At 72.9% G+C, this 20,745-nt stretch carries 21 protein-coding genes; 10 read left to right on the top strand and 11 right to left on the bottom strand.

The annotated features are described in order from the left end of the window. Window positions 1–274: 274 nt before the first annotated feature. A complete protein-coding gene (locus tag QA634_RS13550; protein WP_012332518.1) occupies window positions 275–2,038 on the top strand; it encodes a hypothetical protein in 1,764 nt (587 codons plus the stop codon). Beyond that, a complete protein-coding gene (locus QA634_RS13545) occupies window positions 2,035–2,565 on the top strand; it encodes a histidine phosphatase family protein (protein WP_012332517.1) in 531 nt (176 codons plus the stop codon). The genes QA634_RS13550 and QA634_RS13545 overlap by 4 nt, the downstream gene beginning before the upstream one ends. A gap of 25 nt (window positions 2,566–2,590) precedes the next feature. On the opposite strand, the gene QA634_RS13540 is transcribed toward QA634_RS13545, so the two are convergent. Genes QA634_RS13540 through QA634_RS13530 form a run of 3 tightly spaced genes read right to left on the bottom strand, consistent with a single transcriptional unit; the run spans window position 2,591 to window position 6,425 of the window. Further along, the gene (locus QA634_RS13540; RefSeq protein WP_012332516.1) at window positions 2,591–4,828 is read right to left on the bottom strand and encodes a xanthine dehydrogenase family protein molybdopterin-binding subunit; all 2,238 of its coding nucleotides are present in this window, start codon (window positions 4,826–4,828) and stop codon (window positions 2,591–2,593) included. A gap of 11 nt (window positions 4,829–4,839) precedes the next feature. Then, window positions 4,840–5,853 (bottom strand): FAD binding domain-containing protein, encoded by a 1,014-nt coding sequence (locus tag QA634_RS13535; RefSeq protein WP_012332515.1) that lies wholly within the window; start codon window positions 5,851–5,853, stop codon window positions 4,840–4,842. After that, window positions 5,850–6,425 carry a (2Fe-2S)-binding protein gene (locus QA634_RS13530; RefSeq protein ID WP_415926907.1) on the bottom strand — a complete coding sequence of 192 codons (576 nt, stop codon included), beginning with the start codon at window positions 6,423–6,425 and terminating at the stop codon, window positions 5,850–5,852. The genes QA634_RS13535 and QA634_RS13530 overlap by 4 nt, the downstream gene beginning before the upstream one ends. A 125-nt stretch (window positions 6,426–6,550) precedes the next feature. Here QA634_RS13530 and QA634_RS13525 point away from each other — a divergent pair, with 125 nt between their 5' ends. The 4 genes from QA634_RS13525 to QA634_RS13510 all read left to right on the top strand — a co-directional run bounded on the left by QA634_RS13525 (window position 6,551) and on the right by QA634_RS13510 (window position 10,314). Further along, on the top strand, window positions 6,551–7,933 hold the full coding sequence (locus QA634_RS13525) for a M20/M25/M40 family metallo-hydrolase (RefSeq protein ID WP_012332513.1): 1,383 nt from the start codon (window positions 6,551–6,553) through the stop codon (window positions 7,931–7,933). A 164-nt stretch (window positions 7,934–8,097) separates the two neighbouring features. Further along, window positions 8,098–9,411 (top strand): MFS transporter, encoded by a 1,314-nt coding sequence (locus tag QA634_RS13520; RefSeq protein WP_012332512.1) that lies wholly within the window; start codon window positions 8,098–8,100, stop codon window positions 9,409–9,411. A gap of 61 nt (window positions 9,412–9,472) precedes the next feature. Beyond that, window positions 9,473–10,021, top strand: a complete 549-nt coding sequence (gene speG / locus QA634_RS13515; protein WP_012332511.1) for a spermidine N1-acetyltransferase — start codon at window positions 9,473–9,475, stop codon at window positions 10,019–10,021. A gap of 59 nt (window positions 10,022–10,080) precedes the next feature. Continuing rightward, window positions 10,081–10,314, top strand: a complete 234-nt coding sequence (locus QA634_RS13510; RefSeq protein ID WP_012332510.1) for a hypothetical protein — start codon at window positions 10,081–10,083, stop codon at window positions 10,312–10,314. A gap of 43 nt (window positions 10,315–10,357) precedes the next feature. Here QA634_RS13510 and ppa read toward each other — a convergent pair whose 3' ends face one another. After that, the gene (gene ppa, locus QA634_RS13505) at window positions 10,358–10,894 is read right to left on the bottom strand and encodes an inorganic diphosphatase (RefSeq protein ID WP_012332509.1); all 537 of its coding nucleotides are present in this window, start codon (window positions 10,892–10,894) and stop codon (window positions 10,358–10,360) included. 197 nt (window positions 10,895–11,091) lie between these two features. Beyond that, window positions 11,092–11,598 (bottom strand): GNAT family N-acetyltransferase, encoded by a 507-nt coding sequence (locus QA634_RS13500; RefSeq protein ID WP_012332508.1) that lies wholly within the window; start codon window positions 11,596–11,598, stop codon window positions 11,092–11,094. 230 nt (window positions 11,599–11,828) lie between these two features. On the opposite strand from QA634_RS13500, the gene QA634_RS13495 reads away from it, so the two are divergent. Beyond that, window positions 11,829–12,554: a fused DSP-PTPase phosphatase/NAD kinase-like protein gene (locus QA634_RS13495; protein WP_012332507.1), complete on the top strand. Its 726-nt coding sequence runs from the start codon at window positions 11,829–11,831 to the stop codon at window positions 12,552–12,554. A gap of 112 nt (window positions 12,555–12,666) precedes the next feature. Here the strand turns inward: QA634_RS13495 and QA634_RS13490 are convergent, their stop codons facing one another. The 3 genes from QA634_RS13490 to QA634_RS13480 form a co-directional block, all read right to left on the bottom strand. Beyond that, on the bottom strand, window positions 12,667–13,566 hold the full coding sequence (locus QA634_RS13490; RefSeq protein ID WP_012332506.1) for a DMT family transporter: 900 nt from the start codon (window positions 13,564–13,566) through the stop codon (window positions 12,667–12,669). 158 nt (window positions 13,567–13,724) lie between these two features. Further along, entirely contained in the window at window positions 13,725–14,492 is a 768-nt protein-coding gene (locus QA634_RS13485; protein ID WP_012332505.1) for a carbonic anhydrase, read from the bottom strand. 271 nt (window positions 14,493–14,763) lie between these two features. Next, entirely contained in the window at window positions 14,764–14,970 is a 207-nt protein-coding gene (locus QA634_RS13480) for a hypothetical protein (protein WP_018260826.1), read from the bottom strand. Between the two features lie 328 nt (window positions 14,971–15,298). On the opposite strand from QA634_RS13480, the gene QA634_RS13475 reads away from it, so the two are divergent. The 3 genes from QA634_RS13475 (at window position 15,299) to QA634_RS13465 (ending at window position 18,573) form a co-directional block, all read left to right on the top strand. Beyond that, window positions 15,299–15,970: a cysteine hydrolase family protein gene (locus tag QA634_RS13475; protein WP_012332503.1), complete on the top strand. Its 672-nt coding sequence runs from the start codon at window positions 15,299–15,301 to the stop codon at window positions 15,968–15,970. Window positions 15,971–16,004: 34 nt separating this feature from the next. Continuing rightward, window positions 16,005–17,585 carry a hypothetical protein gene (locus QA634_RS13470; protein WP_012332502.1) on the top strand — a complete coding sequence of 527 codons (1,581 nt, stop codon included), beginning with the start codon at window positions 16,005–16,007 and terminating at the stop codon, window positions 17,583–17,585. An 82-nt stretch (window positions 17,586–17,667) separates the two neighbouring features. Then, window positions 17,668–18,573, top strand: coding sequence for a metal ABC transporter substrate-binding protein (locus QA634_RS13465; RefSeq protein WP_012332501.1), 906 nt, complete (start codon window positions 17,668–17,670; stop codon window positions 18,571–18,573). A 148-nt stretch (window positions 18,574–18,721) separates the two neighbouring features. Here the strand turns inward: QA634_RS13465 and QA634_RS13460 are convergent, their stop codons facing one another. From QA634_RS13460 to pgsA, 3 genes are all read right to left on the bottom strand, one after another. Then, window positions 18,722–19,750 (bottom strand): DUF3616 domain-containing protein, encoded by a 1,029-nt coding sequence (locus tag QA634_RS13460; RefSeq protein WP_012332500.1) that lies wholly within the window; start codon window positions 19,748–19,750, stop codon window positions 18,722–18,724. Window positions 19,751–19,856: 106 nt separating this feature from the next. Beyond that, window positions 19,857–20,108: a molybdopterin converting factor subunit 1 gene (moaD, locus tag QA634_RS13455; protein WP_012332499.1), complete on the bottom strand. Its 252-nt coding sequence runs from the start codon at window positions 20,106–20,108 to the stop codon at window positions 19,857–19,859. After that, on the bottom strand, window positions 20,105–20,707 hold the full coding sequence (gene pgsA, locus QA634_RS13450) for a CDP-diacylglycerol--glycerol-3-phosphate 3-phosphatidyltransferase (protein ID WP_026190647.1): 603 nt from the start codon (window positions 20,705–20,707) through the stop codon (window positions 20,105–20,107). Before pgsA ends, moaD begins: the two co-directional genes overlap by 4 nt. Between the last annotated feature and the right edge of the window lie 38 nt (window positions 20,708–20,745).

Genomic DNA, 20,745 nt, shown 5'->3' with positions numbered 1-20,745 from the left:
GCTCCGGCGCGGGGCGGCAGCAGGGTCAGGCGAGAAGAACCGGATCGAATACCGCCTCCACTGCAAAGGCCGCGCGGCCGGGACGGCGATCGACTGGCCCACCGGAGCGAACAGCTTGGCGGGAAGTGTTCGCCCGGGCGGCGAGATCTGACCTCATCTCGGCGGAGATCGACGGCGCGCGACCGGGCGGCCGGCCGGGACGGGCAGGGAACCCGGCGCGGGCGCGCGCGATGAGGGAGCGGGCCGGGCGCGGCGGGCGGGGGCACGGGACGGAATGCTGGTCTTCGGCGATCGCGCGCGGGAGGGGGATCCGGGTGCCTGGATCGCGCGGATCGAGGCGGCGCTTCGCGCCCAGAGCGGGGCACCGCCCGGCCTCGCGCGGCACGCGATACTGGTCGGGAGCCTGATCGAGGCCGGGGAACTCGCGCAGGGGATCGCCGACGCGGACCTCGCGGCGCGCGGCGAGGACGCGCCCTCCGGGGCGCAGGACCTCGCCACGGCCCTGCTCATGGCCCTGGCGCGGGCGGCGTGGCATTCCTGGCGGGCGGGCTGCGCGGGCGCGCCGGTCGCGCCCGGCCCGCTCGCCGCCCTCGCGGGAGCGGCGCTGCCGGCGCGGATCAGCGGCCGCCGCGCCGAGGGCTTCGCCTTCTACGCGCTCTACCCCGAGGGCTACGGGGCCGCCGCCGCGGGCTCCGGCCTAACGCCGGGCACGACCTGCCTCGGCATCCGCAGCATCGGCCTGCCCCTCGCCGCGATGGTCGCCGCCGCGCTCGGCGCGCGCGCCCCGCTGTCGGTGCGCCCGGTCGGGCACCCGTTCGACCGGCGCCTCGCCCTCGGCCCCGGGGCCGAGCGGGCCCTCGCCGAGGCCGCCCGGGGGGAGGTGGCGATCGTGGACGAGGGGCCGGGCCTCTCGGGCAGCTCCTTCGGCGCCGCCTCCGACGCGCTCGCGGCGCGGGGGGCCGGGCCGGAGCGCCTCGCCTTCTTCCCGAGCCATCCGGGCGAGCCCGGCCCGCGGGCGGCGCCGCGCCACCGGCGGGCCTGGGCGCGGGCGCGGCGCCACCTGGTCCCCTTCGAGCGCCTCCTGCTCGACGCGGAGAACCCCGCCCACCGGCTCGCCGGCTGGGTCTCCGGCCTGCTCGGGCCCCTCGACGGGCCGCTGGAGGAGGTCTCGGGCGGCGCCTGGCGCCGCCACCACTTCGCGCGGGAGGCCGATTGGCCGCCGGTCAACGCCCAGCTGGAGCGGCGCAAGTTCCTGGCGCGGGCCGGCGGCGCGACCTGGCTCGTCAAGTTCGTCGGGCTCGGGCCGACCGGGGAGGCGGCGCTCGCCCGGGCGCGGAGGCTCCACGCGGCCGGCTTCACGCCCCCCGTCGCCGGGCTGGTTCACGGCTTCCTGGTGGAGCGGTGGCTCGCCGAGGCCCGCCCGTTGCGGCCCGGCGCCCTCGCCCCGCTGCCCCTCGCGGAGGCGGTCGGGCGCTACCTCGCCTTCCGGGCGGCCGCCTTCCCGGCGGATCCGGAGGAGGGCGCGACGCTGCCCGACCTCGTCGCCATGGCCCGGCACAACGCGGCGGCCGCCCTCGGCGAGGAGGCCGCCCGCGGCTTCTCCCCCTACGGCGCGGCGCGGCTCGCCGCCCTCGGCGAGCGGCGCCGGCCCGTCCGGGTCGATGCCCGCCTGCAGCCCTGGGAATGGCTGGTCCTGCCGGACGGGAGCCTGCGCAAGGCGGACGCCCTCGACCACCACGCGGGCCACGACCTCGTCGGCTGTCAGGACATCGCCTGGGACGTGGCCGGGGCACGCGTCGAACTCGACCTGCCCTCCGCGGCGGCGGAGCGGATCGGCGCGGTGCTGGCGGCCGCCGGGATCCGCCCGCCGGACCCGGACCTCCTCGGGCTCCACACCCTGTGCTACCTCGCCTTCCGGCTCGGCGCCTGCACGCTCGCGGCCGAGAGCGGGGCCGCGCCCGACGAGGCCCTGCGCCTGCGGGCCGCCGCCGCGGCCTGCGCGACCCGCCTCGACCGCCTCCTGAGGGAGTCCCGATGATCCTCCTCCGCCACGGCCAGAGCGCGTTCAACCTGCATTACGGGGCGACCGGGGTCGATCCCGGCATCCCGGACGCGCCGCTGACGGAACTCGGCCACCGGCAGGCCGAGGAGGCCGCCGAGGCCCTGGTGGGCGAGGGCGTGCGGCGCATCCTCTGCTCGCCCTACACGCGGGCCCTGCAGACCGCGGCGCCGGTCGCGGCGCGGCTGCGCCTGCCCGTGACGGTCACCGCGCTGGTGCGCGAGCGCTTCGGGGCGAGCTGCGACATCGGCACCGGCTCGGCCGCGCTCGCGGCGGCCTGGCCCCACCTCGATTTCGGGGCGATCGAGGAGGTGTGGTGGCCCGGCGAGGAGGAGCCGCACGACGCGTTCGAGGCCCGCACCGCCGCCTTCCTGGCCGAGATGGACGCCCATCCCGACTGGGCCCACACCCTCGTCGTCTGCCACTGGGGCGTGATCCAGGCGCTGACCGGACGCAGCCTCTCGAACGGCGAGTGGGTCCGCCTGGAGCGCGGCCCGGCCGCCTGAGCGGCGAGGCCGGGACCGCTCCCGCTCAGGCGATGATCTTGTCGAGGGTGATCGGCAGTTCGCGGATGCGCTTGCCGGTGGCGTGGAAGACGGCGTTCGCCACCGCGGCGGCCGTGCCGACGATGCCGATCTCGCCCAGGCCCTTGGCGCCGATCGGGCTCACCTTGTCGTCGGATTCCTCCACGAAGATCACCTCGATGTCGTGGATGTCGGCGTTCACCGGCACGTGGTACTCGCCGAGATTGTGGTTCATGAACCGCCCGAGGGTGTGGTCGAGCATCGACTCCTCCTCCAGGGCCGCGCCGATTCCCATCACCACACCGCCCATGATCTGGCTCCGGGCGGTCTTCGGGTTCAGGATCCTGCCCGCCGCGACGGCGCTCACCACCCGGGTCACCCGGACCACGCCGAGATCCTCGTCGACCCGCACCTCCGCGAACACCGCCGAATGCGTGTAGGCGGCGTAGCGCAGCCCGGTGAGGAGGCTCGGCTTCACGGTCTCGGTCGCCTCGACGCTCTCGACGCCGCCCGCCCGCATCGCTTCGGCGAGCGAGATCCTGGCGGAGGGGTCCGAGGCCAGGCGGATCGCGCCGTCCGCGAAGGTGACGTGGGCGAGGTCGGCGTTGGCGAGGGGCGAGTCGTCGATCCGGCGGGCGAAGCCGAGGAGCTGCTCGGCCACCGCGCGGCAGGCCATCTCCACCGCGGAGCCCGACGAGGCCGCCGTCCAGGAGCCCCCGGCGAGGGGTGCCTCGGGCAAGGTCGTGTCGCCCAGCAGGGTGCGGACCTTGTCGAGCGGGACCCCGAGGGCGTCGGCGCCGATCTGGCTCAGGATCGTGTAGGTCCCGGTGCCGAGATCGGCCGTGGAGCAGGCGAGTTCGAGCGTGCCGTCGAGGGCGAGCCGGGCGCGGGCGCTCGACTTCATCAGGTAGGCTTCCCAGACCCCGGTCGCGAGGCCCCAGCCGACCAGCTCGCGGCCCTCGCGCATCGAGCGCGGCGCACGGCCGCGGCGGCTCCAGCCGAAGCGCTCGGCGCCCTGCGCGTAGGCCTCCCGCAGGGCCTTCGAGGTGAAGTCCTTGTTCTCGCCCTCGTCGCGCTCGGCGTAGTTGCGCAGCCGCAGGTCCAGCGGGTCGATCCCGGTCGCGTCGGCGAGTTCGTCCATCGCGACTTCCAGCGCGTAGACGCCGGTCGCCGCGCCCGGCGCCCGCATGTCGGCCGGCGTCGCGGTGTCGATCTTGGCGAGCTTGTAGCCGAGCTTGACGTTGGGGCAATGGTAGAGGAGACCGGACCAGTTGACGACCGATTCCTGGTAATCCTCGAAGGTCGAGGTGCCGGCGACCGCCTCGTGCAGCAGCGCCTGCAGCCGCCCGTCCCGATCGGCCCCGAGGGCGACGCTCTGGATCGTCTCGGGGCGATAGCCGAGGGTGAACATCTGGTCGCGGCTCAGAACCACCCGCACCGAGCGCTTCAGGTTGAGAGCGGCCGAGACCGCCAGGAACAGCTGGTATTGCGGGCGCAGGCCGGAGCCGAAGGCGCCGCCGATATAGGGCGAGATCACGCGCACATCGTCTGGCTTGAGATTGAACACGCTGCAGACGTAGGATTGCGTGTTGTTCACGCCCTGGATCTTGTCGTGGATGGTGAGCTTGCCGTCGCCCTCGTAGACGATTGTGGTGGCGTGGGGCTCCATCGGGTTGTGGTGCTCGATCGCCTGCCTGTACTCCTGGCGCAGCTGGACCGGGGCGGCCGCGAGGGCGCCCTCGGCATCGCCGCGCGGGTCGGGCGGCGGCTTGATCCCGGAGCGCTTCCTGGGCGGGACGTAGGCGGCGTCGCGAACCGCGGCGAGGTCGGTGTGGGGGACCTCCTCGGCGTAGGTGACCCGGATCAGCGACGCGCCGTAGCGGGCGAGTTCGAAGCTCTCCGCCACCACCAGGGCGACCGGCTGCCCGCCGAACACGATCTCGGGCCCGTGCAGGGCCCGGAAGGGCGAGCCGGGCGGGGCGACCTGATCGCGGTAATTGTAGTCGAGCCAGGCGGTGCGCGGCCGGTTCTCGTGGGTGAAGACCTGGATCACGCCCGGGACCGCGAGGGCGGCGGCGGCGTCGATGGCGGTGACGCGCCCGCGGGTGATCGCGCTCGACACCACCACCCCGTAGGCGAGGTCCGCCGCCTTGAACTCGGCGGCGTAGCGGGCCGCGCCCGTCACCTTGGCGGGACCGTCGACCCGGCTGCGGGCCGCGCCGACGTGGAGGGGGGTGGTGGCCATGCGGCGGAACCTCAGCGGATGCGCTTGTCGGTCTGCGATTGCGGCGTGCCGGCGGCGGCCTGCGCGAGGCCGCGCACGATCGCGCGCCGCGCGAGTTCGATCTTGAACGCGTTGTGCTTGTAGGGCCTCGCCTCGGCGAGGATCAGGTCGGCGGCGGCCCGGAAGCTCTCCGGCGTCGCGGGCCGGCCCGCCAGGCCCGCCTCCGCCTCCCGGTTGCGCCAGGGCTTGTGCGCCACGCCGCCGAGCGCGAGGCGCGCGGAGCGGATCGTGTCGCCCTCCAGCTCCAGCGCCGCCGCCACCGAGACCAGGGCGAAGGCGTAGGAGAGGCGGTCGCGCAGCTTCAGGTACGTATAGTGGTGCGGGAAGCTCTCGGCCGGCAGGTCGACCGAGAGCACGATCTCGTCGGCCGCGAGGGTGGTGTCGCGCTCGGGCGCGTCGCCGGGCAGCCGGTGGAGGTCGCCGAAGGGGATCGCGCGGCGGCCCCCGCGTCCCTCCACCTGCACCACGGCGTCGAGGGCGGCCAGCGCCACGCACATGTCGGAGGGGTGCGTGGCGATGCACTGGTCGGAGGTGCCCAGGATGGCGTGGATGCGGTTGACGCCGCTGATCGCCGGGCAGCCGCTGCCGGGCACCCTCTTATTGCAGGGCGTGCCCTCGTCGTAGAAGTAGTAGCAGCGCGTCCGCTGCAGCAGGTTCCCGCCGGTCGAGGCGGCGTTGCGCAGCTGCGGCGACGCCCCGGCCAGGATGGCGCTCGCCAGCAGCGGGTAGCGCTCCGCGACGCGCGGATCCTCCGCGACCGCGCTGTTCGGGACCAGGGCGCCGATGCGCAGGCCCCCCTGGAGCGGCTCGATCTCCGCCAGGGGCAGGCGGGTGATGTCGATCAGCCGGTCGGGCCGCTCGACATTGTACTTCATCAGGTCGACGAGGTTGGTGCCCCCGGCGATGATCCGGGCGGCCGGATCGGCGGCGAGGGCGCTCACCGCCTCGGCCACGCTGCCGGCGCGCATGTAGGCGAAGCGGTTCATTCCGCGGCCTCCTGCCCGGCGCCCGCGCGGGCGTTGAGCACGTCCTCGATCGCGTCCACGATGTTGGTGTAGGCGCCGCAGCGGCAGAGATTGCCGCTCATGTATTCGCGGATCTCCTCGCGGCTGCGGGCCCTTCCCTCCTCGATCAGCGCCAGGGCCGACATGATCTGGCCGGGCGTGCAGTAGCCGCACTGGAAGGCGTCGCGCGCGATGAAGGCCGCCTGGAGCGGGTGCAGCGCGCCCGACGACAGGCCCTCGATCGTCGTGACCGACGCCCCGTCCCTCATCACCGCGAGGGCGAGGCAGGCATTGATCCGCCGCCCGTCGACGATGATGGTGCAGGCGCCGCACTGGCCGTGGTCGCAGCCCTTCTTGGTGCCGGTGAGATCGAGCTCCTCGCGCAGCAGGTCGAGGAGGCTGGTCCAGGGGGCGACCCGGAGCTGGCGCTCCTCGCCGTTGATCGTCAGCGTGACGGCGACCCGCTCGCCGTCCGCGCTGGTGCCGCTCTCGCTCACGCCTCGGAACTCCCTGGTGGCCGGCCCCGGGGCCGGGTTCCGTCGGATCGCAGCCATAACGATTCCAAGCTGACCGCGTTCCGCAGGGGAGCCGCGGCGCCGCGGCCCCCGTCCCGCGCCGGACGGGGTTCAAGCCGGCAAGACTCTGGGATACCCCTTCGCGGCCCTGATGGAGGAGCCGCATGCCCGCTCTCGACCCGATCCTCGCCGACATCGACCGCGACCTCGACACCTCGCTGGAGCGGCTCTTCGCCTTCCTGCGGATCCCGTCGATCTCGACCGATCCGGCCTACGCGGCGGAGTGCCGGCGCGCGGCCGAGTGGCTGACGGGAGACCTCGCGGCGATCGGCTTCGACGCCTCGCTGCGCGAGACCGGCGGGCATCCGGTCGTGCTGGCGCATTGCCCCAAGCCCGGCGCCCCGCACGTGCTGTTCTACGGCCATTACGACGTGCAGCCGGTCGATCCCCTCGACCTCTGGGAAGTGCCCCCCTTCGAGCCGCGGCTCAAGACGCTGCCGGACGGGCGCCGGGCGATCAGCGCGCGGGGCGCCTGCGACGACAAGGGACAGGTGATGACCTTCGTGGAGGCCTGCCGGGCCTGGAAGGCGGTGGCGGGCGAGCTCCCGGTCGGGGTCACGCTGCTGATCGAGGGGGCGGAGGAGAACGGCTCGCAGTTCCTGCCCGAATGGGTGGAGGCGAACCGCGCGGAGCTGAGGGCCGACCTCGCCCTGGTCTGCGACACCGGCATGTGGGACAGCAACACCCCGGCCATCACCACCTCGCTGCGCGGGCTCGCCTATTTCGAGGTGTTCGTGCGCTGCGCCGACCGCGACCTGCATTCGGGCCTGTTCGGGGGCGCCGCCGCGAACCCGATCCACGTCCTGTCGCGCATCGTCGCCGACCTGCACGACGCCGAGGGCCGCGTCACCCTGCCGGGCTTCTACGACGCGGTGCGCGAGCCGCCCGCCGCGGTGCTGGAGAGCTGGCGCGCCCTCGGCCTGACCCCCGAGAACTTCCTGGGGCCGATCGGGCTCAAGGCGTCGGCGGGCGAGCGCGACCGCATGCTGATCGAGCAGGTGCAGTCGCGCCCGACCTGCGACGCGAACGGGATCGTCGGCGGCTATACCGGGGAGGGCACCAAGACGGTGATCCCCGCGGAGGCGAGCGCCAAGATCTCGTTCCGCCTCGTCGAGGACCAGGATCCCGAGGCGGTGGCGGCGAGCTTCCGCACCTTCGTGGCGGCGCGGGTGCCGGCGGATTGCACGGCGCGGGTCGTGACGCACAAGGGCTCGCGCGCCATCGCGCTGCCCTTCGACATGCCGGCCCTGGGGGCGGCCCGGCGGGCGCTGGAGGACGAGTGGGGCGTCGCCCCGGCCACGATCGGCTCGGGAGGCTCGATCCCGATCGTCGGGGATTTCAAGCGCAGCCTCGGCCTCGACACGCTGCTGATCGGCTTCGGACTCGACGACGACCGCGTGCACTCGCCGAACGAGAAGTACGACCTGAAGAGCTTCCACAAGGGCATTCGCAGCTGGGCCCGGGTGCTGGCCGCCCTGGCCGGCTGAGCGGCGGCGGCGCGGGGCGGGCCTCGCGCCCGCCGCCGGGGCTGTCCCCGGCCGGGCCGCGCCGGGCGGAAATCCCGGACGGGCGCGGGATGAAAAGTCCCTATCGGACGTTCAACTCTGGCGATAGGGATGGCGCACGTCCCGCCCAGGGAGGGAGTTCCCCGGTGGCAGGTCCAGCCCCCGATCCGTCCGCCTCGAAGATCGCCACGGTGCTGCGCGTCACGAGCGGCAACTTCCTGGAGATGTTCGACTTCTTCCTGTTCGGGTTCTACGCCAGCTACATCTCCAAGGCGTTCTTCCCGGCCGGGAACGAGGTCGCCTCCCTGCTGCTGACCTTCGTGACCTTCGGGGCCGGCTTCCTGATGCGCCCGCTCGGGGCCGTCTTCCTGGGCGCCTACGTGGACCGGGTCGGGCGGAGGAGGGGCCTCATCGTCACGCTCGGCATCATGGCGATGGGCACGATCCTGATCGCCTTCGTGCCCGCCTACGAGACGATCGGCCTCGCGGCGCCCCTCCTGGTCCTGATCGGGCGGCTGCTGCAGGGCTTCTCGGCGGGCGTCGAACTCGGCGGCGTCTCGGTCTACCTCTCGGAGATGGCGACGCCGGGCCGCAAGGGCTTCTACGTGGCGTGGCAATCGGCGAGCCAGCAGGTCGCCATCATGGTGGCGGCGCTGATCGGCTACGCCCTCAACCTCGCGCTGCTGCCGCCGCAGATGCAGGATTGGGGCTGGCGGGTGCCGTTCTTCATCGGCTGCCTGATCGTGCCGTTCCTGTTCTACGTCCGCCGCTCGCTGGAGGAGACCCAGGAATTCCTGCAGCGGCGCCACCGGCCGAGCGGCCGCGAGATCGCGCGCTCGCTCGGGCAGAACTGGCGCATCGTGCTGCTCGGCATGCTCCTCGTCGCGATGACGACGATCTCCTTCTACACGATCACGGTCTACACCCCGACCTTCGGCAAGGACGTGCTGAAGCTCTCGGCGACCGACAGCCTCGTCGTCACCTTCTGCGTCGCGGTCTCGAACTTCGTTTGGCTGCCGGTGATGGGCGCGCTCTGCGACCGGGTCGGCCGCAAGCCCCTGCTGATCGCCTTCTCGGGCCTCGCGGCGCTCACCGCCTACCCGGCGCTGCTCTGGCTCGTCGGCCACGTCTCGTTCCTCAACATGCTGATCGTGCTGCTGTGGCTGTCCTTCCTGTACGGCAGCTACAACGGCGCCATGGTGGTGGCGCTGACCGAGATCGTGCCGGTGAGCGTGCGCACGGCCGGCTTCTCGCTCGCCTACTCGCTGGCCACCGCCCTGTTCGGCGGCTTCACGCCCGCCGTCTCGACCTGGCTCATCAAGGTCACCGGCGACAAGGCGGCGCCGGGCCTCTGGATGGCGTTCGGCGGCCTCGCCGGACTGGTCGCGACGGTCCTGATCTACCGCCGGGCCGGGACGAGCGCCGCCCCGGGCGTGGTCCGGCCGGTCCCGGGTGAGTGACGGAACCGCGACGCGCGATTAGGATCCCGACCGCGAGGACAGCCTGCCGGCCGGGATCCCCATGACCGTGAAATTGCGGCCGCTGGAGCGCGAGGACCTGCTCTTCGTCCACCAGCTGAACAACAACGACAGCATCATGCGCTACTGGTTCGAGGAGGCCTACGAATCCTTCGCCGAACTCGCGCAGCTCTACGAGCGCAACATCCACAACCAGACCGAGCGGCGCTTCATCGTGGGCTCGCCCGAGGCGGAGCGGGCCGGCATGGTCGAGCTCGTGGAGATCAACCATCTCCACCGCCGCTGCGAGTTCCAGATCGCCATCCACCCGGCCTTCCAGGGCCGCGGCTACGCCTCGCAGGCCACCCGCATCGCCATCGACTACGCGTTCAGCGTCCTCAACATCCACAAGCTCTACTTGCACGTGGACAAGGACAACCGGCGGGCGGTGGGGATCTACGAGCGGGCCGGCTTCACGATCGAGGGCGTGCTGAAGGACGAGTTCTTCGTGAACGGGCGCTACCGGGACGCGGTGCGGATGTGCCTGTTCCAGCCCGCCTACCTGGCCCGGCGCGGCGGCGGCGACGTGCAGGAGCCGGTGCTCAGGACCTGAGCGGCCCTGGCGGGACGGGTCCGGGTGCCTTATGGAGGGCGCCCCCGAGGAGCCCGTCGTTGCGCGAGACCTTCCACATCGAAGTCACGGGGCCGGAAGGCCTGGTCCAGCGGGCCTCGATCCGCGTCTCCGGGCTCGAGGCGGCCCGCGAGCGGGCGCTGCGGCTGTTTCGCCGCGCCCGGGTGCCTCAGCGCCTCGGCCCGATCGCGGAGACCGTCCGGGTCACGGACGGCGCCGGTCGCGAGGTCTTCGCCTGGAGCGCGTGGGACGAGGGCGGGGTGCGGGCCCGCTGAGGCCCCGGCTCAGGCCTTGCCGCTCCTTAGGCCTTGCCGGTGCTTAGGCCTTGCCGGTCTTGGCCCGCTCGATCCCCTCCAGGATCAGCCGGTGCGCCTCGGCCTTGTCGCCCCAGCGCACGATCTTCACCCACTTCCCGGGCTCCAGATCCTTGTAGTGCTCGAAGAAGTGCTGGATCTGGTGCAGCGTGATGTCGGGCAGGTCGGTGTAGTTCTCGATCCGGTCGTAGCGCTTGGTGAGGTGGCGGGAGGGGACCGCGACGATCTTCTCGTCCTCGCCGGCATTGTCCTCCATCACCAGCACGCCGACCGGGCGCACGCTCATGATCGCTCCCGGGACGATCGCGCGGGTGTTGGCGATCAGCACGTCGCAGGGGTCGCCGTCGCCCGACAGGGTGTGCGGGATGAAGCCGTAATTCCCCGGATAGTGCATCGCCGTGTACAGGAAGCGATCGACGACCAGCGTCCCGGCCTCCTTGTCCATCTCGTACTTGATCGGCTCGCCGCCGACCGGCACTTCGATGACGACGTTCACGTCGTCGGGCGGGCTCTTGCCGATGGAAACGGCGTCGAGACGCATGACCGCACTCCTTCCCTGCGGGGCGCCGTGCCCCGGGTCGCTCGGTGCTTAGAGACCCGGGCCGGTCAAGACAAGCGCGTTGAGCTTGGTCTCGACTTGGGCGGACGGCGGTCGGGCGGCCCTCTGGCCCAGTTCTCGACGGCTGATCGTGCGGCACCGTCGACGGTGCGCCGGGCGATGCGCCCGCGCGCGGGGCCTCACGCGAAGAGGTAAGCGACCTTGGCCAGGGTCGCGCCCGCGATCCGGTCGACGGCCTCCGCCACGACCGTCCCGCCCATGCGCTCGTAGAAGGCGCGCGCCCGCCCGTTCTCCGCCAGGGACCACAGGGCGAGGCGGGCCACGTCGCGGTCGCGCAGGTCGTTGCGCACGGCCCGGAACAGGCGCGTGCCGTAGCCGAGCCCCTGGTAGGAGGGCGCGAGGTAGATCTCGTCGATCTCGCCCTCCGCCTTCAGGGAGCGGTCGCGGCAGCGCCCGTAGGAGACGTAGCCGACGACGGCCTCGCCGACCTCCAGCACCACCAGGGGCCGGCCCCGGCCCAGCGTGGCCCGCCACCAGGCCGGCCCGCGGCGGGCCAGCATGCGGTCGAGGGCGACGCCCGGAATGATGCCCTGATAGGCCTCCCGCCACGCGGCGTCGAAGACCTCCGACAGCATCCCGGCATCGTGCTGCCGCGCCCGGCGGATGCTGACGACCTGCGTGCTCACGGTGAATCCTCCTCCGACCCGGCGCCCGCGCGGCGGGTGTGGCCGCCAGGATGCGGGAGGAATCCGAGCAAGTGCAATGCCACGGTTGTGAGCCGGCTCGCATCGCGTCGCGTCGTTGCGGAGCCGCCACGCGGCTGCTACAGGGCAAGGCTTGTCAGGACACCGGCGGGTGGGCGGACTCGCCGCGGCTCCGCGCCGGCCCGACCGTCTCTCGCAACGATCCAGACCGCGTGTTCAACCGCTTCCTCTCGCCCGAGACCCGCTACGCCCGGCGCATGGCCCGCATCGCCCGCTGGGAGAAGCCGATCGCCGGACGCCGGAGCCGCCTGCGCGCCTGGGTCAACATGCTGCTCGTCGACCACGGCGTGCTGCGCTTGGCCTATCTCAACCGGCACCGGGTCGGTCGCGGCCTGGTCTGGCGCTCCGCGCAGCCGGCGCCGCACGATTTCTCCTGGTTCAAGCGCCACGGCGTGCGCACCATCGTGTCCCTGCGCGGCGGGCGCGAGCACGGCTCCTGGCAGCTCCAGCGCGAGGCATGCGAGCGCGAGGGGCTGGTGCTGCGGGAATTCGTGGTGCGCTCGCGGGAGGCACCGAACCGCGAGATGCTGCTCGGGGCCCGGGACTTCTTCGCCAGCGTCGAGTACCCGGCCCTGCTGCACTGCAAGTCCGGGGCGGACCGGGCGGGCTTCGCGGCGGCGCTCTACCTGATCCTGCACGAGGGCCGGCCGGTGGCCGAGGCGGCGCGCCAGCTCTCCCCGCGCTTCGGGCATTTCCGCTTCGCCAAGACCGGCATCCTCGACGCCTTCTTCGAGAGCTACCTCGCGCAGGGCGAGAGGCGCGGGCTGAGCTTCCTCGAATGGGTCGAGACCGTCTACGACCCGGAGGCCCTGCAGCGGGAGTTCCGGGCCGGCTTCTGGTCGGACATGCTCGTCGACCGCCTGCTCAAGCGGGAGTGATCCGGGATCCGGTTGATCGCAGCGGATCCCGGACCACGAGCCCGCGCGGCGCCTGAGCGAAGCCCGAACCCGCCATCCCGAAGGGATCGAGCGGATTGGGTATGACCCCGCCTCAGCCGCGCGTCGTCAGCAGCACCCCGAGGCCGATCGCCGCGACGGCGGCGGCGGCCGGCAGGCTCGGGACCTCGCCGAGGACCGGGATCGCCAGCAGGGTCGCGATCGCCGGCACCAGCGCCGTGAAGGCGGGGGTGCGCCGGCCGATCAGGGCGAGCGAGCGGTTGAAGGCGATGAGCCCGACGACGCTCACCAGCACGCCCTGATAGGCGACCTGCAGGGCCAGTTCGGCCGCCCCGGCCTCGCGCAGGCGGGAGAGCCCCAGCGCGAAGTAGGGCGGCAGGTAGCCGACCAGCGAGACGACGCAGATCAGGGCGGTGGCCTCGACGGGACGCAGGGCCGAGCGGCGCATCCGCACCGTGCCGAGCGCCCAGAGGAGGGCCGCGGTCAGGAACATGGCGTCGCCCAGCAGTTCGTCGCCCGTCGTCGCGGCACCCGCCAGGGTCAGGGCCCCGGCCAGGATCAGGCCGAGCCCGAGGAGCGCGACGCGTCCGGGCCGGTCGCCCAGCAGCGCGATGCCGAGGGCGGCGGCCATCAGCGGCATGGTGCCCGGCGTGAGGGCCGCGCCGTGGCCGGCCGGCGCGTAGCGCAGGCCGATCGAGATCAGCAGCGCGAAGGGCGCGCCCTGGCCGAGGACGAGCCAGGCCGCGTCGGCCGCCTCGCGCCGGGACAGGCGGCGCAGGCGCAGCACCACCGGCAGCAGGATAAGCCCGCCGCAGCCGAAGCGGATCGCCACCAGGTCGGCCGGGGCGAGGCTGCCGCCGCTGCCGACGGCGCGGCGCGTCACCACGAACCAGCCGCCCCAGATGCTGACGGCCAGGAGCGCCCAGGCGATCCCCGCCAGGGCCGTGCGGGGGCGCGGCGCAGCGAGGCCGACCGGGGGCGGGAAGGGTTTCACGCCGGCCCGCCGACGGCCCGGCCCCCGCGCGCGACACGCGCCATGGTAGCGCCTCCCACTGAATGCGAGTGCGGCGCTACTACGAACGCCGCGGGCCGGCAATGCGGGCCCGCGGGGCGCTGCCGCGCCCGGGCTGCATGGCCCGGGCGGGGCGCTCCTCAGCCGGAGACCAGCACGAAGCGGCGGTGGCGCTCCTGCACCGGGCGCGCATTCATCGGGTAGAGCGCGGTGAAGCGCCGGATGTCCTCCGCGTCGACCTCGATCGGGTCGACGCAGACGCGCCAATCCACGGTCTCGCTGCAGGGCGGCGTGGTCAGGGAGCCCTCGTAGGCGTAGTAGCGCCGGCCGGCCGGGAGGAGGGCGGTCATGTCGGTGCCGGGCGGGACCGGGACCGCGCTTCCCGGCTGCTCGGGCCGCGCGGCCATCAGCGCCTTGAAGGCCGGGTTGGGCCGGCCCGCCACCACGAAGACGCCGAGCACGCCGAGGCTGCCGGACTGCGCGTCCCGATGGACGAAGTGGACCTCCATCGGGAAGCTGCGCCCGTCGATCCGGTGCTCGCTGGGCGCGTGGAAGTGGAATTGCAGCAGGTCGTAATGGGCCGGCCCGACCGCCATCGTGCCGCCCGAGGCGACGTCGACCTGGATCGTGTGACCGTTATTGACCACCTTGCCGGCGAGGGGGTTCCAGGCGAGCTCGACGGCCGGCAGGTCCGAGCGGGTCGAGGCGACGATGTCGATCGGCGATTGCTGCCCGCCGATCGAGCAGACCTGCGCCGCGTGGTCCAGCTCGCCCCAATGCTCCGGCCCGGTCGGGCCCGAATAGCTCCAGTGCAGCGCCTCCGACGCGAAGCCCTTGCCCGCTCCGCAGAGCGCGCATCCCAGGATACCGCCGAGACCGCTCAGTAACGCCCGCCGCTCGATCATCATCGCCCCCCTTCACGGCCTCGGTCCGCCGTCCCGCAGGCGCATCGACCGATCACGATTCCGGGGACGACAACACGCGAACCGTGCACGTCCGGGACGGACAATCGAGGGCGAGTGGCGGGGCTGGTATTCATCGAGGCTCACCGGGGCATATCAGATTCGCATCTGCGGCCGCCAGCCGGCGGACGCAGGGGCAGGCTAAGCCGGACGGACTAATGATCTTGCCGCGGTGCGGCGTCCGGCGCGCGTCCTCGCCTGCGGCTGTCGCGGGGCCCTAATGCCAGCCCTGGCCGAAGCGGCCGGTCGAGTGCATCAGCGTGTGGCCGCAATCCAGGCAGAGATAGCGGGTCTCGATCCCGCCCCCGAACGCTTCCACCACCGGCGTCGAGGCGACCACCATCAGCCGGCCATGCGGCAGGCTCTCGGGCACGGCGCGCATCTGCGCGATGCAGGCGCGGCACGCCGCATCGTCGGCCGTCATGAACCGTCTCGGGCGCGGCCGGACCGCGGAAGCGCGAGGCACCATCTCCATGCCCTGATCGGCCAGCGGCGGCCGAACCGGGATCAGACGCGACCCCTCCGAAGGCGTCAAGCCCGGCCCGACGCCGCGCCGGGGGCCGCGGGCCCGGGACGCGACGTCGCGGGCCCGCCCGGGCGGCCCGCTCACATCCAGAGCAGATCAAATCCGGTGCACTTGCAGCCACTATCGGCAGCCCGGCCCAACCTTTCGTCATGCATGCGATCTCGCGTGCTGCCATCCTCCCCTCACCGTGCGGGCGGCGGCCCGTCCCCTCCGCGAGGATCTCCGCGTGTCCGTCCTGCTCGATGCCGAACCTGCACCGCTCGCCGTCGACCGGGCGACCACGGCCCTGGTGATCATCGACATGCAGCGGGACTTCCTGGAGCCCGGCGGCTTCGGCGAGACGCTGGGCAACGACGTCGGGCTCCTCGGGACCGCGATCGGCCCCTGCCGGGCGGTGCTGGCGGCGGCGCGGGAGGTCGGCCTCCTCGTCGTCCACACCCGCGAGGGCCACGCGCCCGACCTCTCGGACGCGCCCCCCGCCAAGGTGGCGCGCGGCGCGCCCAGCGCCCGGATCGGCGCGCCCGGACCGATGGGCCGCATCCTGATCCGCGGCGAGCCGGGCCACGCCATCATCCCGGAACTGGCGCCGGCGCCGGGCGAGGTGGTGATCGACAAGCCCGGCAAGGGCGCCTTCTACGCCACCGCCCTCGGCGAGATCCTGGCTGCCCGGCGCATCGCGACCCTGCTGGTCTGCGGCGTCACCACCGAGGTCTGCGTCCACACCACGGTGCGGGAGGGCAACGACCGCGGCTACCGCTGCGTCGTGCTGGCGGATGCCTGCGGCTCCTACGTCCCGCACTTCCACGAGGTCGGCCTCGCCATGATCAAGGCGCAGGGCGGGATCTTCGGCTGGGTCTCGAACACCGCCGCGGCGATCGCGGCGATCAGGGCGGCCTGAGGCTGCCGCCGCGCAGGCGAGAGGAGCATTTCGGATGGCGATGGCGACGAGTGCCCCGCCGGGCTTCAGGCCGGCGCTCTGGGTGCCGGGGGACTGGAACGCGCTGTTCGGCTTCGGCACCAACATCCTGGTCAACCTGCTGGTGCTGACCGGGCTGCTGCGCTTCGTGCTGGGCATGCCGGACGCGATCACCTTCGGGCGCATCCTCCCGGCGGTCGGCCTGATGCTGTGCCTCTCCACGGCCTACTACGCGTGGCTGGCCTGGCGGCTGGCGGCACGGACCGGCCGCGCGGATGTCTGCGCGCTGCCCTCCGGGATCAGCGTGCCGCACATGTTCATCGTCGTCTTCGTGATCATGCTGCCGATCAAGCTGCAGACGGGCGACCCGGTGAAGGGCTGGGAGGCGGGCCTGGCCTGGGTGTTCATCCAGAGCTTCATCCTGATGCTGGGCGGCTTCGTCGCCCCCCTGGTGCGGCGCATCACCCCGCGGGCGGCGCTGCTCGGCACGCTGGCGGGCGTCTCCGTCACCTTCATCGCCATGCGGCCGGCCCTGGAGCTGATCCTGACCCCGGTGATCGGAATCGTCGCCTTCGCGATCATCCTGCTCGCGTGGTTCGGCGGCGTGCGCTACCCGGGCCGCCTGCCGGCCGGGCTCGTCGCCATCCTGTTCGGCATGGTGGTCGCCTGGGGCGCCAAGCTCCTCGGCCTCGACGTCGGCGGCGTCAGCGGCGGCGGCCTCGTCGGCGCGCTCGCCGGGATCGGCTTCGCGGTGCCCCTGCCGGCCGTCGACCACGTCTTCGGCGGCTTCCAGTTCGTCGGCGTCATCCTGGTGACGGCGATCCCCTTCGGCATCTACGACCTCGTCGAGGCGATGGACAACGTCGAGAGCGCCGAGGTCGCGGGCGACGCCTACCCGACCACGCGCGTGCTGACGGCGGACGGGGTCGTGAGCCTGATCGGCTGCCTGATGGGAAACCCCTTCATCAACGCCGTCTATATCGGCCATCCGGGCTGGAAGGCGATGGGCGGGCGGATCGGCTACTCCTTCGTGACCGGCCTCGTGGTCCTGGTGCTCGCCTGGCTCAACCTGATCTCGCTCCTGTCGAGCCTCGTGCCGGTCGTGGCGATCGCCCCGATCCTCCTCTACATCGGCATGCTGATCGGGGCGCAGGCCTTCCAGGAGACGCCGCACGACCACGCGCCCGCCATCGTGCTGGCCTTCGCGCCGCACCTCGCCGCCTGGGGCAAGACCCTGATCGACGGGGCGCTCGGCGCCGCCGGCACCAGCGCGGCGGCGGTCGGGCTCGACACGCTCGCCCAGGCGGGGGTGCTCTACGGAGGCCTCGAAGTGCTGGGCGAGGGCTCGATCCTGGGCGGGCTGATCCTCGGCGCCGTCGCGGTCTTCATCATCGAGCGCGACTTCCGGCGGGCGGCCGGCTTCGCGCTGGCGGGCGCGGTGCTGACCTTCTTCGGCTTCATGCACGGGCCGGCGGTCGGGATCGCGGTGAAGCCGGCGCTCGCCGCCGCCTACCTCATGGTCGCCGGGATCCTGTTCGCGGCGTCCCGGGCGGCCGAGGCGGCCCAGCCCGCCGTCCAGGCGGTCCCGGCCGAGTGAGAAGCGGCATCGCCATGTAATAACGTTGCATGTTCCGCCGCATCCGCTAAGCTGCCCACGCTCGAGGAAGCGGGGGACCCCTATGGTGAAGTGGAGAATCGCGGCGCTCGCGCTGGCATCGCTGCTGTCCGGCGCCGCGCCGGCCCTGGCCGATCCGCTCAAGGCCGTCGCGAGCTTCTCGATCCTCGGCGACCTCGTGCATCAGGTCGGGGGCGAGCGCGTCGCGGTCTCGGTGCTGGTCGGCCCGAACGGCGACGCCCACACCTTCTCGCCCTCCCCGAGCGACGCGCGCAAGCTCGCGGATGCGCAACTCGTGGTAGTGAACGGGCTCGGCTTCGAGGGCTGGATCGAGCGGCTGGTCAAGGCCTCCGGCACCCGGGCGCCGGTGGTGGTCGCCTCGGCGGGGGTCAACCCGATCCGGGAGGACGCGCCCGCGCATGGCGGGCACGAGGCGCACCCGATCGACCCGCACGCGTGGCAGAACGTCGCCAACGCCAAGCTCTACGTGGCGGCGATCCGCGACGCGCTCGTGCGCGTCGACCCGGAGGGCCAGGCGGCCTACGAGGATCGGGCCAGCGCCTACCTCGCCAAGCTCGACGCGCTCGAGGCGGAGATCCGCGCCGGCATCGCCGCGATCCCGGAGGCGCGCCGCCGCGTCATCACCACGCACGACGCCTTCGGCTACTTCGCCCGCGCCTACGCCATGCACTTCATCGCGCCCCAGGGCGTGTCGAGCGACAGCGAGGCCACCGCCAAGGACGTCGCCCGCATCATCGCGCAGGTGAAGCGGGAGAAGATCCCGGCGGTGTTCCTGGAGAACATCGCCGATCCGCGGCTGATGCAGCAGATCGCCCGCGAGAGCGGCGCCAAGGCCGGCGGGCGCGTCTTCTCCGACGCGCTGTCGGAGCCGGACGGTCCGGCCCCGACCTACCTGGACATGATGCGCCACAATCTGCGCGAGTTTTCCGCCGCCCTGATGCCGGGCTGAGCCGCTCGCGCAGCGCCCGATCACGCGACGATCGGGCGCTGCTCCAGGTCGTTTGATCCAGGTCGTTTGATCCAGGTCGTTTGATCCAGGTCGTTGAACTTGCCGCGTCGTCTTCGACGAACCGGATTCCGCTTCGTCGGACGAGGCTCTATTTCAGGTCGAGCAGGACGCTGCGGAAGCTCTTCGGCGCCTTGTCCGGGCAGGAGGCGCCGTCGTCGCTGAGGAGCCGGACCCGGCTGCCGTCGGGCGCGACCAGCAGCGCCTCGGGCTGGAAGTCGGGAATCCCCGCGAGCGCCTGGGCGGCGCCCGGCACCCGCGCGGGCGCGGCGCCCGGCTCGCCCGACCAGCGGTAGAGGTCGAAGGCCTCGCCGCCGCTCCCGGCGCCGCCCGCGATGATGAAGTAGGCCTTGGCGCCGGGCGCGTAGGCGATGTCGCGGATGCCGCGGCCCTTCAGGTCGAGGGCGATCGGCTTGCCGAGCTTGGGCGCGGCGCCGCTCGCCAGCACCTCGGCGGGGTTCTGCAGCGGCACGACGAGGGCGTCGTTGTCGGCGTTGAGGGGATTGCGCAGCCCGATCAGCAGGCCCTGCCCGTCGGCCGTGGGCGCGAGCCCCTCGACCGCGAGGCCCCGCCGCTTCGGTGCGAGGTCGGGCTTGCTGTCGGCGTCGAGGGCGATGCGCGCCGCGAGCTGCGGGTCGAGGTCCGAGAGGGCCTTGGCCAAGCCCCGGAACGAGGCGCCGCGCCGCTTGAGCACCGGCGCGTCCGGCGCGCCGGTGAGCGTGACGGCGAGGAGCTGCCGGCGGGATTCCTCCGCCTCGCCGTCCTTGTCCCGGCTGTGCGAGCCGATCACCACCACGTCGCCGCCGAGCCAGGCCGCCCCTTCGAGATCGGCCTTCTTCACCTTGCCGCCGGGCTTGGGCGCGAAGACCGGGTCGAGGTCGGCCCCGGCCAGGGCGAGGGGCGCGCCCGTCTCCTCCGCCCTGTAGAGGCGCAGGGTGTTGTCCTCGTCGTTCACCACCAGGAAGCGGTCGCCGAAGCTGCCGGCCGGCACCGGCACGGCCCCCGACGCCTCGCACATGCCCCAGTGCACGAGCACCGGGCCCGTCCGGACCTGCGAGAAGCCCGCCGTCGCCGGCAGGCAGAGTACGAACGCAGAGACGAGCGTCCTCAGGCGCACCATGATCGTCCTCCCCGTCAACCCGGCCATCCTCGTTGCCCGGCCGGTCCGGGTGAAGATCGCGCAGCCGCGATTTCGTTCAACTGCTATTCCGCTCCGGCAGCGCCGATCAGCCGCCGGTCATGGGGGGGAAGAAGGCGATCTCCCGCGCCCCCGCGAGCGGCGTCTCGGGCCGGGCATGCACCCTGTCGATCGCGGCCCGCACCACGCCCTCGTTCTCGAAGGCGTAGGCGTATTCCTCGCCGCGCGTCTTGAGCCAGGCCACGAGGTCCGCCACGGTCGCGACCGAGCCGGGCGGCTCCACGCTCTCCTCGGGCCGGCCGATCCGCTCGCGCACCCAGGCGAAGTAGACGAGCTTCATCGGGCGTCGTCCTCCATCATGTGGCGCAGGCCCGCCCGCAGATAGTCCCAGCCCGTGTAGAGGGTGAGCGCCGCCGAGATCCACAGCAGGGTCAGCCCGATCGTGACGGTGCCGGGCAGGATCCGCTCGCCCGCCGGCCCGGCGATCAGGAAGCCGAGGGAGACGAGCTGCGCGGCGGTCTTCCACTTGGCGACGCGGCTCACCGGCACCCCGACCTTCAGCTCGGCGAGGTATTCGCGCAGGCCCGAGACCAGGATCTCCCGGCACAGGATGACGATCGCGGCCCAGAGCGAGGTGCCGGGGATCGAGCCGTCCGCGGCGAGCATCAGCAGGCAGGCGGCGACCAGGAGCTTGTCGGCGATCGGATCGAGCATCCGCCCGAGGGCCGAGCTCTGCGCGTAGGTGCGCGCCACGTAGCCGTCGAGGTAGTCGGTGATGGCCGCGGCGATGAACACCGCCAGGGCCGCGAAGCGCGCCGTCGGCTCCTGCGGCCAGAACAGGAGGCCCGCCACGACCGGCACCGCCGCCACGCGGCCGTAGGTCAGCAGATTGGCGAGGTTGAGGGCGACCGACCGGCGCCGAGGTACGACCATGGTCATCGCGGCCGGTGAAACCACGGGGCCGGGGACGCGTCAAC

The sequence above is a fragment of the Methylobacterium sp. CB376 genome, from assembly GCF_029714205.1.
GTDB lineage: Bacteria > Pseudomonadota > Alphaproteobacteria > Rhizobiales > Beijerinckiaceae > Methylobacterium.
This window is presented reverse-complemented; position numbering and strand designations above follow the sequence as displayed.

What these genes read in the sequence shown, in the direction of transcription:
- QA634_RS13460 (WP_012332500.1), bottom strand. Translation starts at nt 19,750, where the DNA reads ATGGTGCGCCTGAGGACGCTCGTCTCTGCGTTCGTACTCTGCCTGCCG.
- pgsA (WP_026190647.1), bottom strand. Translation starts at nt 20,707, where the DNA reads ATGACCATGGTCGTACCTCGGCGCCGGTCGGTCGCCCTCAACCTCGCC.
- QA634_RS13465 (WP_012332501.1), top strand. Translation starts at nt 17,668, where the DNA reads ATGGTGAAGTGGAGAATCGCGGCGCTCGCGCTGGCATCGCTGCTGTCC.
- QA634_RS13485 (WP_012332505.1), bottom strand. Translation starts at nt 14,492, where the DNA reads ATGATGATCGAGCGGCGGGCGTTACTGAGCGGTCTCGGCGGTATCCTG.
- moaD (WP_012332499.1), bottom strand. Translation starts at nt 20,108, where the DNA reads ATGAAGCTCGTCTACTTCGCCTGGGTGCGCGAGCGGATCGGCCGGCCC.
- QA634_RS13480 (WP_018260826.1), bottom strand. Translation starts at nt 14,970, where the DNA reads ATGACGGCCGACGATGCGGCGTGCCGCGCCTGCATCGCGCAGATGCGC.
- QA634_RS13470 (WP_012332502.1), top strand. Translation starts at nt 16,005, where the DNA reads ATGGCGATGGCGACGAGTGCCCCGCCGGGCTTCAGGCCGGCGCTCTGG.
- ppa (WP_012332509.1), bottom strand. Translation starts at nt 10,894, where the DNA reads ATGCGTCTCGACGCCGTTTCCATCGGCAAGAGCCCGCCCGACGACGTG.
- QA634_RS13550 (WP_012332518.1), top strand. Translation starts at nt 275, where the DNA reads ATGCTGGTCTTCGGCGATCGCGCGCGGGAGGGGGATCCGGGTGCCTGG.
- QA634_RS13530 (WP_415926907.1), bottom strand. Translation starts at nt 6,425, where the DNA reads ATGGCTGCGATCCGACGGAACCCGGCCCCGGGGCCGGCCACCAGGGAG.
- QA634_RS13545 (WP_012332517.1), top strand. Translation starts at nt 2,035, where the DNA reads ATGATCCTCCTCCGCCACGGCCAGAGCGCGTTCAACCTGCATTACGGG.
- speG (WP_012332511.1), top strand. Translation starts at nt 9,473, where the DNA reads ATGACCGTGAAATTGCGGCCGCTGGAGCGCGAGGACCTGCTCTTCGTC.
- QA634_RS13535 (WP_012332515.1), bottom strand. Translation starts at nt 5,853, where the DNA reads ATGAACCGCTTCGCCTACATGCGCGCCGGCAGCGTGGCCGAGGCGGTG.
- QA634_RS13525 (WP_012332513.1), top strand. Translation starts at nt 6,551, where the DNA reads ATGCCCGCTCTCGACCCGATCCTCGCCGACATCGACCGCGACCTCGAC.
- QA634_RS13540 (WP_012332516.1), bottom strand. Translation starts at nt 4,828, where the DNA reads ATGGCCACCACCCCCCTCCACGTCGGCGCGGCCCGCAGCCGGGTCGAC.